The organism is Lentzea sp. NPDC060358 (genome assembly GCF_042725365.1).
Taxonomy (GTDB): Bacteria; Actinomycetota; Actinomycetes; order Mycobacteriales; family Pseudonocardiaceae; genus Lentzea.
Genome location: NZ_JBHXCW010000072.1, coordinates 22,207 through 33,177 on the forward strand (window position 1 = coordinate 22,207; position 10,971 = coordinate 33,177).

The 10,971-nt window shown below is 70.1% G+C and carries 9 protein-coding genes; 1 reads left to right on the plus strand and 8 read right to left on the minus strand.

Annotated elements, in window-relative coordinates; translation table 11 throughout:
- Window positions 1-6: 6 nt before the first annotated feature.
- The 4 genes from ACFWGZ_RS17615 to dhaK form a co-directional block, all read right to left on the minus strand.
- Window positions 7-1,782, minus strand: coding sequence for a 3-hydroxyacyl-CoA dehydrogenase family protein (locus ACFWGZ_RS17615; protein WP_382452571.1), 1,776 nt, complete (start codon window positions 1,780-1,782; stop codon window positions 7-9).
- A gap of 740 nt (window positions 1,783-2,522) precedes the next feature.
- The gene (gene dhaM, locus ACFWGZ_RS17620; protein WP_382452572.1) at window positions 2,523-3,230 is read right to left on the minus strand and encodes a dihydroxyacetone kinase phosphoryl donor subunit DhaM; all 708 of its coding nucleotides are present in this window, start codon (window positions 3,228-3,230) and stop codon (window positions 2,523-2,525) included.
- Window positions 3,227-3,853: a dihydroxyacetone kinase subunit DhaL gene (dhaL, locus tag ACFWGZ_RS17625; protein WP_382452573.1), complete on the minus strand. Its 627-nt coding sequence runs from the start codon at window positions 3,851-3,853 to the stop codon at window positions 3,227-3,229. The genes dhaM and dhaL overlap by 4 nt, the downstream gene beginning before the upstream one ends.
- A gap of 1 nt (window position 3,854) precedes the next feature.
- Window positions 3,855-4,847 carry a dihydroxyacetone kinase subunit DhaK gene (dhaK, locus tag ACFWGZ_RS17630; RefSeq protein ID WP_382452574.1) on the minus strand — a complete coding sequence of 331 codons (993 nt, stop codon included), beginning with the start codon at window positions 4,845-4,847 and terminating at the stop codon, window positions 3,855-3,857.
- Between the two features lie 144 nt (window positions 4,848-4,991).
- Between dhaK and ACFWGZ_RS17635 the strand changes: the two genes are divergently transcribed.
- Window positions 4,992-5,987, plus strand: coding sequence for an ABC transporter substrate-binding protein (locus ACFWGZ_RS17635; protein WP_382452575.1), 996 nt, complete (start codon window positions 4,992-4,994; stop codon window positions 5,985-5,987).
- A gap of 21 nt (window positions 5,988-6,008) precedes the next feature.
- On the opposite strand, the gene ACFWGZ_RS17640 is transcribed toward ACFWGZ_RS17635, so the two are convergent.
- The 4 genes from ACFWGZ_RS17640 to ACFWGZ_RS17655 all read right to left on the minus strand — a co-directional run bounded on the left by ACFWGZ_RS17640 (window position 6,009) and on the right by ACFWGZ_RS17655 (window position 10,783).
- Entirely contained in the window at window positions 6,009-7,514 is a 1,506-nt protein-coding gene (locus ACFWGZ_RS17640; protein WP_382452576.1) for an aldehyde dehydrogenase family protein, read from the minus strand.
- An 81-nt stretch (window positions 7,515-7,595) separates the two neighbouring features.
- Window positions 7,596-8,615: a hypothetical protein gene (locus ACFWGZ_RS17645; protein WP_382452577.1), complete on the minus strand. Its 1,020-nt coding sequence runs from the start codon at window positions 8,613-8,615 to the stop codon at window positions 7,596-7,598.
- 228 nt (window positions 8,616-8,843) lie between these two features.
- Complete coding sequence (locus ACFWGZ_RS17650) at window positions 8,844-9,080, minus strand: hypothetical protein (protein ID WP_382452578.1); 237 nt, start codon at window positions 9,078-9,080, stop codon at window positions 8,844-8,846.
- Between the two features lie 11 nt (window positions 9,081-9,091).
- On the minus strand, window positions 9,092-10,783 hold the full coding sequence (locus ACFWGZ_RS17655; protein WP_382452579.1) for a sodium:solute symporter family protein: 1,692 nt from the start codon (window positions 10,781-10,783) through the stop codon (window positions 9,092-9,094).
- Between the last annotated feature and the right edge of the window lie 188 nt (window positions 10,784-10,971).

The window sequence follows — 10,971 nt, forward strand, 5'->3', positions numbered from 1 at the left end:
AGCGGCTCACGAGTAGTCGCGGAACCCCTTGCCCGTCTTGCGCCCGAGACGCCCGGCCGTGACCAGGTGCTCGAGCAGCGGCGCCGGCGCGAACCCGGGCTCGCGGAACTCGTTGAAGAGCGTGCGCTGGATCGCGAGCGACACGTCCAGCCCGACGACGTCGAGAAGCGCGAACGGGCCCATCGGCAGGCCGCAGCCGACCTTCATCGCGTTGTCGATGTCGTCGGCTTCCGCGTAGTGGGCCTCCAGCATCCTCACCGCGTCGTTGAGGTACGGGAACAGCAGCGCGTTGACGATGAAGCCCGCGACGTCACCGCAGTGCACGGGGTGCTTGCCGAGGTCGAGGCAGATCTTGCGCGCCGTGGCGACCACGTCCGCGCCCGTGGAGATCGTCTCGACGACCTCGACCAGCTTCATGACCTGCGCGGGGTTGAAGAAGTGCAGGCCGACGACGTCCGCGGGCCTGCCGGTCGCCGCCGCCACCTCGATGACCGGCAACGACGACGTGGTCGTCGCGAGCACCGCGCCGGGCTTGCACACCTCGTCGAGCGCCGCGAAGACCTCCTTCTTGATCCCGATCTCCTCGGCCACGGCCTCGACGACCAGGTCGCAGTCCGCGAGCTCGACGAACTCGACGGCGGGCACGATCCGGCCGAGCGCCGCGTCCCGGTCCTGCTCGGAGAGCTTGCCCTTGGCCACCGCGCGGTCGAGCGACTTGCGCACCAGCCCGATCGCCGCCTCGGCCTTGTCCAGCGTTCGGGCGCGCAGCACGACGTCGTACCCGCGCTTGGCGAAGACCTCGGCGATCCCGGTGGCCATCGTGCCCGTGCCGACGACCCCGACCCGCCTCACCTCGCGGGCCTGCACCGCACTGTCCACTCCGGACGGAGTCTGCGCGTCGCCGACGACGACCGGCGAGTCCGGCCCGTCGTAGGTGTAGAAGCCGCGCCCGGTCTTCCGCCCGAGCAGCCCGGCCGTGATCATCTGCTTGAGCAGCGGCGCCGGCGCGTGCAGGCGGTTGCGCGACTGGTGGTACATCGTGTCGAGGATCTCGTAGGCGGTGTCGAGCCCGATGAGGTCCAGCAACGCCAACGGCCCCATGGGGTACCCGCAGCCGTACCGCATGGCCGCGTCGAGGTCCTCGCGCGTCGCGTACCGCGACTCCAGCATCTTGACCGCGTGGTTGAGGTAGGGGAACAGCAGCGCGTTGGCGATGAACCCGGCGCGGTCGCCGATCACGACCGGCGACTTGCCGAGCCGCTCGGTGAACGCCACGACGTCCGCGATCACGTCCGGCTCCGTGACGACCGTCCGCACGACCTCGACCAGCTTCAGCACCTGCGTGGGGTTGAAGAAGTGCAGGCCGACGACCTTGCCGGGCCTCTTCGTGTGCACGCCGATCTCGGTGATCGACAACGACGACGTGTTCGACGCGATGATCGCCTCGGGCGCGAGAACCACGTCCAGCGCCTGGAAGATCTTCGCCTTCAGCTCGACGTTCTCCGGCACCGCCTCGACCACCAGGTCGCAGCCGGCGAGACTCGCGAGGTCCAGGCTCGTGGTGACCCGCCCGTGGATCGCGGCCTTCTCGGCGGCGGAGATCTTCTCGCGCTGCACGGCCCGCTCGGTGGAGTGCTTGAGGTGCCCGAGGCCGCGCTCGACCCCGGCGGCGTCGACGTCCACCACCCTGACCTCGAGCCCGGTGCGCGCCAGCACCTCCACGATGCCCGCGCCCATGGTTCCGAAGCCGACGACTCCGACGGTGTTGATCTCGCGCGCCACTGCAGACCTCCCTGCGGGGTAGAGCGTGGGCTACCAATGAGTAACTTGCGGGCGACTATGCCACTCCTCGAGTTGCGGGCGGTCGTGAGCTTCGCCATCGGGATCGAAACAGTGATCGGTCCAGGGGCGCGGGTGGCGGGGTATCGGGCCTGATCAACCCGTGTGGGGTAGCGGCGGGGTTGCGCCATCCGGGTCCGGGGCGGGGCGGCTGGGGCGGGAGGCACGAGCTGTTGGGCGGGGCGGCGGGACGACCGGGAAGAGGTTGGGGCGAAGCGGCGGGAACGGCTGAGGCGAGGAGGCGGGAGAGACTGGGGTGAGGCGGCGGAAACGGCTGGGGCAAGGCGGCGGAAACGGCTGGGCAGAGGCTGGGGGCGAGGCAGCGGGAGAGGCTGAGGCGAGGAGGCGGGAGCGGGCACGAGTGGGAGCAAGCCCCGGTGCGGAGGCGCGAGAGGCTGGAGCGGGCACGGGTGGGCCCAAGCCCCGGTGCGGAGGCGGCAGGGCAAGACCGCGGCCTGCCCACCGCGCTCAAGGCGCACCAACGACCGACCGCGCCATGAGGCACCGCGCTTAGGCGACGGCACCGCCCGCAGCCCACCGCCCGCAGCCCGCATCCCGCAGCCCATCGCACAAGCCACGCCACGCCACGCCGCTCAAGGCACACCAGCCACCGGCTGCGCCGAGAACCCGCGAGCAGCTCGCCTCACCCCCGCGCGCCGCGGAGGCGTGGAGTCAGCGGGTCGCTAGTCGTCGAACCCCCTCTCCGCCAGCTCCTCGATCCGGCGCACCGCCTCCGCCGCGTCCTTGCCCGTGGCCACCACCGTGATGGACCTGCCGCCCGGCGCGCTCAGGCCCATCAGGGCCAGGACGCTGGCCGCGTTCGCCTCCTCGGAGCCGTAGCGGACGAGCACGTCGGCGTCCAGTTCGGCCACCGTGCGGGACAGCAGGGCGGCCGGGCGGGCGTGCAGGCCCACTTCGTTGGTCAGCGGGACCTCGGCCGTCACGGCGTCCGGCACCAGGTGCAGGGCCGGGCGGTCCGGGGCGGACACCGGGGTGTCGCCGGAGGCGCCCTCGGCCGCCGCGGCCACGGCGGCCAGGGCGGCTCCTCCCTGGGCCGCCACGGCCGCTGCCACGGCGCCTTCCACCAGGGGTGCGTCCACCACCTGGTAGCGGGACGGGTCGTCGGCCGACTCGACGGCCATGTCCGCCGTCATCTTCGCGCTGCCCAGGTCGTACAGGACGACCACGCCCGCGCCGGAGTCCGCGTCGGCCAGGGCTTCGACCACGGCGCCGTAGTCGGTGCCCAGGCCGCCCTCCTCCGTGCCGCCCACCGGGTGGACGGTGACGTCGGGGGCCATCTGGGCGGCCAGTTCCGCCACGCCGCCTGCCAGCAGTTCGCTGTGCGAGACGACCACCAGGCCAACCCTGCCGCGGTGCGAGGCCGCGGTCATGACTTCGCCGCCGTGTCCGCGAAGGCGCGCAACAGCAGGGCCGTCGAGCGGGAGCCCGGATCCAGATGGCCCGCGCTGCGCTCGCCCAGGTAGGACGCGCGGCCCTTGCGCGCCACCATCGGCACGGTCGACTCGGCGCCCTCGGCCGCGGCGTCGGCGGCCGCGGACAGCAGCGCGGACACCGAACCGGTCACCGAGGCCGCCGCAGCCACCGCCGGGGTCAGGGCGTCGACCATCGTCTTGTCGCCCACCGCCGCCTTGCCGCGGGCCACCACGCCGTCGAGCGCCGCCTGCAGGGCTCGGGCGACCGAGTCGGAGTCGAGCTCCGCCGCGTCGCCCAGCGCGGCCGCCGCGCGCAGGAAAGCCGTGCCGTACAACGGGCCCGCCGCGCCGCCGACCGTCGAGATCAGCGTGGTGGCGACCAGCTTCAGCACCTTGGCCGGCGTGTCCGGCTCGTCGGCGTCCAGCTTGGACACCACGGCGGTGAAGCCGCGCCGCAGGTTCTCGCCATGGTCGGCGTCACCGATCGCCTGGTCCAGGCGCACCAGCTCGTCGCGGTGCTCCTGCACGACGAGAGCGGCGGCGCGGATGGCCGCCGCGACGTCCGAGGCCGTGCACCCCACCTCAGACCCCCCACCGCAGAGCGGGCGTGTGCACCGGCGCGTCCCAGAGCGACAGCAGCTCGTCGTCCACCTTCAGCAGCGTGAGGCTCATGCCCTGCATCTCCAGACTGGTGATGTACGGGCCAACCAGCCGGCGTTCGACCGTGATCCCCCGGTCGGCCAGGAGCTGCTCGGCGATGCCGTGCGCCAGGTACAGCTCGATCAGCGGGGTGCCGCCCATCGAGTTCGTGAACAGCAGCACCCGGTCCCCCGAGGCGAACGGCAGGTCCTCCAGGACCGGGTCGAGCAGCGCCGCCACCATCTCCGAGGCCGACGACACGGGCACGCGGTGGCGGCCCGGCTCGCCGTGGATGCCGATGCCGATCTCCATCTCGTCGTCGGCCAGCGAGAACGACGGCTCGCCCACGTGCGGCACGGTGCACGAGGTCAGCGCCAGCCCCATCGACCGCACCGACGAGATCACCCGCAGGGCCAGCGCCTCGCACGCCGCCAGGTCGTCGCCGCGCTCGGCCGCCGCGCCCACGATCTTCTCCAGCAGTACGGTGCCGCCTACGCCACGACGGCCCGCCGTGTAGAGCGAGTCCTTCACCGCCACGTCGTCGTCGATCACGACGCTGCGCACCTCGGACTCCGCCAGCTCGGCGGCCATCTCGAAGTTCAGCACGTCGCCGGTGTAGTTCTTCACGATCAGCAGCGCGCCCGCGCCGCCGTCGGTCTTCACCACCGCGTCGAGCACCTGGTCCGACGTCGGCGAGGTGAACACCGGGCCGGGACAGGCCGCGTCGAGCATGCCGCGCCCGACGAACCCGCCGTGCAACGGCTCGTGGCCCGCGCCCCCTCCCGAGATGATCGCGACCTTGCCCCGCACCGGGGCGTCCGCGCGCACCACGACCGCCGGGTCGTAGTGCACCGACAACAGGTCGGAATGGGCTGCCTGCATCCCCCGCAGCGCGTCCTGCACCACGGTTTCCGGATCATTGATGATCTTCTTCATCGAACAGCCCTTCCGAGAGGCGGTGACCGTGTTCCTTCTTACTCCGGGGGTCTGACACTCGGAACAGGCAAAGGACCCGGCTACCGTTAGCCTGCCCTAAGAAATGCAGGTCAACATCACTGCGAGTAGCGGAGGAACCACGTCGTGCCCAAGAGAGCAGCGCTGCTGGTCGCTGTCGCCCTGACCCTCACCGCCTGCACCCCGAGCAGCCCGGAAGCACCGGCGGTCGCCCAGGGAGGAGAGGACTTCGGCAAGGCGACGCAGCTCAGCAACGGCTTCGGCACGACCGCGAAACCGGGCGAGTTCCCCCGCACGGTCAAGCACGCGATGGGTGAGACCACGATCGAGAAGAAACCCGAACGGGTGATCGTGCTCGACACGGGTGAACTCGACAACGTCGTGGCGCTCGGCATCAAGCCCGTCGGCATCGCCTACACCGACGGCTCCCCCACCATGCCGTCCTACATCGGCGACAAGGGCGGCAAGCCGGAGAACGTCGGCACGATCAACAACCTCAACCTCGAGGCGATCACCAAGCTGGACCCGGACCTGATCCTGGGCTCGCAGCTGCGCGCGGAAGCCCTCTACCCGAAGCTCTCGGCGATCGCGCCGACCGTCTTCTCGGTGCGCCCCGGCTACGTGTGGAAGGAGAACTTCCTGCTCAACGCCGCCGCGCTCGACCGCCAGGCGGACGCCGCGAAGATGCTCGAGGACTACACGAACAAGGCCGTCGCGGTCGGCACCGCCATCGAGACGAAGCTCGGCGTGCGCCCCACGGTCACGGCGCTGCGCTTCATGCCCGGCCGCATCCGCCTGTACGCCAAGAAGTCGTTCATCGGCACGATCCTCATCGACGCGAAGATCCCCCAGCCGACGCCGTCGCAGGTCGACGACCTGGCCGCCGAGGTCAGCGCGGAGGAGATCGGCAAGGCCGACGCCGACTTCGTCGTCTACTCCTCCTACGGCGACGCCGCCAAGACCGCGCAGGGCTCGGTGCTCGGCGGTCCGCTGTGGAGCGGCCTCAACGCCGTCAAGGGCGGCAAGGCCAAGCCCGTGGCCGACGAGACGTACTTCCTCGGCCTCGGCGTGCTCGCCGCCGACGTGGTCCTGGACGACCTGCGCAAGCAGCTCGGAGCCTGACCGCCGCCCGCGCGGGTGCTCCTACCGGCCGAAGAGCACCCGCGCGAGGCGCAGCATCTGCCTGCCCGCGATGGACGACCGGTCGAACGTCGCCATGTTGATCAGCGACGAGAACTTCAGCTTCGTCGTCGCCTTGGCGTAGGCGAACTCGCGCAGCCCGTCCTCGCCGTGGATGCGCCCGAACCCGGAGTCGCCGACCCCGCCGAACGGCAGCCCGGGGATCGCCGCGTAGGTCAGCACGGAGTTGATCGACACCATCCCGACGCGCAGTTCGCGCGCCAGCTCCTCGCCGCGCGACTTCGAGAACACGGCGGCACCCAGCCCGTACTTCGACCGGTTCGCGAGCCGCACGCCCTCCATCGCGTTCGGCACCCGGTTGATCACCACGGTAGGCCCGAAGGTCTCCTCGGTGATCGCGAGCGAGTCCTCCGGCACGTCCGCGAGCACGACCGGCTCGACGTACGGCGGCCTGATCGAGTCCGCACCGCCCACGAGCGCCTTGCCGCCGCGGTCCAGGGCGTCCCGCACGTGCTCGCGGATGATCTCCACCTGCGACGGCATGGTGATCGGCCCGAGGTTCGCGTTCGGCTCACCGCCCGGCTTGAGCTTGCGGGCCCGCTTCACGACGATCTCGACGAACTCGTCCGCGACCTCCTCGGCCACGTAGATCCGCTCGACGCCCGCGCACGTCTGGCCGGCGTTCGACACCGCGCCCCAGATCGCGGCCTCGGCGGCGGCGGTCAGGTCGGCGTCCGAGTCGACGATCAGCGCGTCCTTGCCGCCGCACTCGACCAGCACCGGCGTCAGCGTCGACGCGGCGGCGGCCATGACCTTCTTGCCGGTGCGCGTGGAGCCGGTGAACGCGATCTTGTCGACACCGGCCGCGCACAGCGCCGCACCGGTCTCGCCGAAGCCCGTGACGACCTGGAACACCGGGTGCTCCGGCACCACCTCGGTGAACGTCGAGGCGAGGAACGTGCCCACGCCCGGCGTGAACTCCGACGGCTTGAACACCACGGCGTTGCCCGCGGCCAGCGCGTACGAGATCGACCCCATCGGCGTGTGCGCGGGGTAGTTCCACGGGCCGATGACGCCGACGACGCCCAACGGCAGGTACTCGAGCGACGCGCCGTGGTTGAACATCAGCATGCCGGAGGAGACACGGCGCTTGCCCAGCACACGGCCCGCGTGCCGCGAGGCCCAGTGCAGGTGGTCCATCACCAGCGCGATCTCGACGCGGGAGTCGTCGGCGGGCTTGCCGGTCTCCGAGCTGATCAGCGAGACGAACTCGTCGGCGCGCTGCGAGAGGATCTTGCGCCACGCGTCGAGCTTGGTCTTGCGCCCCTCGAACCCCAGACCAGCCCACCACGCGGCGGCCTCGCGCGCCGACGCCACGGCGTCCTCGACCTCGGCCGCGGTGTGGATCGGGTGGTGCGCGACGACCTCGCCCGTGCGCGGGTCCAGTGATGCGAACCGCCGCTGCTCGCCATCGGCCGACAGCGCGCTGTCCGAAGCGGTCTGCGTCATGGGGCCCTCCAGGTACTCGCCAGTAACCTCGACCCTAACGCGTACCGGACCAACTTTCAGCCCCCGCCCGGCTCCGCGCGCTCAGGCGGCGGGCAGGCTCGGCAGGACCGCCTTCGCGAACGTCTGGGTCGCCTGGCAGCGGTCGAAGTCCTTGTCCTTCGAGCCCGACACGGTGAACTCCACGATCTCGCCGGCGTCGCTCGAGTCCTTGGTGCGCACGACGACCAGCTCGCAGCTCGGGTACGAGGTGTCCTTGAACGCCTGGTAGGCCTTCAGGCCGCCCCCGAGGTCGACCTCGACGGACTTCGAGTCGAACTTGCCGTCCTTGGGGATGCGGGCCGTCTTGATGTCGAGCTGCATCTGGGCGCTCTGGCCCGACCACGAGCACTGGTGCAGGCCGAACGGCAGGGCGCGCGGCGAGGCGCCGAGCACGGGCGCGAGCGTCGCCTTGTCCACGATCGCGCACGGGTCGACCTCGACCGGCGAGCCCTTGCTCGGGCTGTACTTCTGCGGGTTGCCCTTGAGCTTGCGGACCGCGCCCTCGAGCACTTTGCGGGCGGGGTCGCACGGCTCGGCGGCCTCGCTGCCCGACCCGGTCGTGACCTGGATCCGCACGGCCTGCGCCGGGCTCTCCTGCGTCACGACCGTGACGAAGCACGACGAGCTCAGCTTCTGCTCGCCGCTCTTGAGCCCCGCGAGCGTCTTGGTCGCGTTCTTCACGTCGGTGGCCGTGAGCGTGTAGCCGATGTCCAGCGTGATCCCGAGCGACTTGCCGGCCTTGTCCTTCATGAAGTTGGAGCAGCGCGTGTAGTTGCTGCTCGTGTACCGCGACGGCGTGCCGACCGTCTCCAGCAGGTCCTTCTCGATCACCGCACACGGGTTGACCAGCCGCAACCGCTCCGACGCGAATGCCGGGTCGACCGGTTTGCCCGCCTGCGCGGACTGCTTGGTCGTCGTCGACGGGTCGGTCGGGTTCGTCTCGACACCCGCCTGCACGGTGCGGCGGGGCGAGTTGGTCTTGGCAAGACCCGGCCCGGTGGTGCAGCCGGCCATCAGCAACGCGGCGGCGGCGACCACGGCGGTGGCGCGAAAACTAGGCACGACGTGCACGGTAGCGACCTTTCCGCGCGTTCGTGGGCGGTACCCCGAGTTGGCCCGTGGCACATGTCACGGACCGCTACGGGAACGATTCAGAAGATCGACGCGATGTAAGTGGTGAAGACCCCGAAACGAAGGAGAACCGTGCGAAACCGAATTCGCCGCGCCGTCAGCTGGCTCGACGCGTGGACGATCGAGGCCTTCAACCCCGTTCACCCCGGCCGACCCCGCTCATAGCTCCTTGAGCGGCTGCTTCTCGGTGTCCGCGAACTGGGGCCGCAGCAGCGCCCAGGCGGCGAAGACCGCCGCCAGCACGGCCATCGCGACACCGGCCCACAGGTTGATGTTGACCCCCTCGGCCTTCTTGAGGTCCTCGTCGGTCGTGAAGCCGAGACCGATGACGACCAGCACGATGCCGTAAAGGCCGAAGAGGAAAGCGATGATCAGTCGCAGGTCGAACAACCTCATGGCGGCCTCCCTCAGGCGAAGATGAAGTAGAGAACGGTGGTCAGCGCGAGCACGCCGCCGCCGAGCAGGGCGGGCGAGCGGTACCAGCCGGCGTCCTCACCGGTGGTGCCGTGCGCCCTGTCCTCCTTGGGCGTGAGGCTGTAGACCAGCCCGACGAGCTCGCTGTCCGGCTTCGGCCGCGTGACCATCGTGACCGCGGCGCTCACCACGATGTCGACGACGAACGCGAGTCCGGCGCCCAGGAAGCTCGCGCCCTGGCCGGGCAGCTTCAGCAGCTCGATGCCGAACGACGGCTCCGAGATCGCGTAGATGAAGATCGCGGTGAAGGTGCCCGCGAGCAGACCGACCCAGCCGGCGGTCGGCGTCATCCGCTTCCAGAACATGCCCAGGATGAACGTCGCGAACAGCGGCGCGTTGAAGAACGAGAACAGCGCCTGGATGTAGTCCATGATGTTGGACCCGCCGAGCGCCGCCGCGATGAACGCCGTGCCGATCGCGAGGATGCACGCGCCGACCGTCGCGAGACGACCGATGCGCAGGTAGTACTCGTCCGGCCGGTCCTTCTTCACGTAGTCCTGCCACAGGTCGTACGTGAAGACCGTGTTGAACGAGCTGACGTTCGCGGCGACACCGGCCATGAAGCTCGCCAGCAGACCCGTGATCGCGATGCCGAGGATGCCGTTGGGCAGCAGGTCGCGCATGAGCAGCGGCAGCACGTTGTTGAACACGACGCCGCTGCTGTCGTCACCGGCCTTGAGCTGCGCCATCTCCGGCACGACCACCGCGGCGATGATGCCGGGGATGATGATGATCGCCGGGATCAGCGCCTTCGGGTACGCGCCGATGATCGGCGTGCGCTTGGCGGCCGACATCGACTTGGCGCTCATCGCGCGCTGCACCTCGGCGAAGTTCGTCGTCCAGTAGCCGAACGACAGCACGAACCCGAGACCGAACACGAGTCCGATGACACTCCACACCGGGTTGTCGATGCCGGTGAGCTCCGTGGCGGGCCACGCGCTGAGCTGCTCCTGGTCGGTGACCTTCTCGACCAGGCCCTGCCAGCCGCCGACCTTGATGAGGCCGATGATCGTCAACGGCGCCAGCGCGGCGACGATGACGAAGAACTGCAGCACCTCGTTGTAGATGGCGGCGGACAGGCCGCCCAGCGTCGTGTACGCGAGCACCACGAGCGCCGCGACGCAGATCGACACGGGCAGCGGCCACCCGAGCAGCGCCTCGACGATCACCGCGAGGGCGAACAGGTTGATGCCCGCGATCAGCACCTGCGCGACGGCGAAGCTGATGGCGTTGACGAGGTGGGCCGGCTTGCCGAACCGGCGGCGCATGAACTCGGGAACGCTGCGCACTTTCGAGCCGTAGTAGAACGGCATCATCACCAGACCGAGGAACACCATCGCGGGGATGGCGCCGATCCAGTAGTAGTGCACGGTCGCCATGCCGTACTGCGCGCCGTTGGCCGTCATGCCCATGAGCTCGAGCGCACCGAGGTTCGCGGAGATGAACGCGAGACCGGTGACCCACGCCGGCAGCGACCGCCCGGACAGCAGGAAGTCGAGGCTGGACGAGACGGATCGTCGCGCCATCACGCCGATGCCCAGCACCACCACGAAGTAGAGGGCGAGCAACGCGTAGTCGATCGGCCCAGCGTCCAGTTTCAGGTCCGCCTCGGCCAACACCGACACCGACACCGTCCACCTCCCAAGTTCCAACAAGGTCAAACATCAACGACCGGAGGGGACAGCACTCCAGGTGCGCGACGTCTTACCCCGCGTAGGGGCACACCAAACCACGAGGTGATCCACAACGCTCGCCGAAAGCCGGATGGACCAACAGAACCGGACAAAACGCAACGAGCCCCGCACCGGGGAGG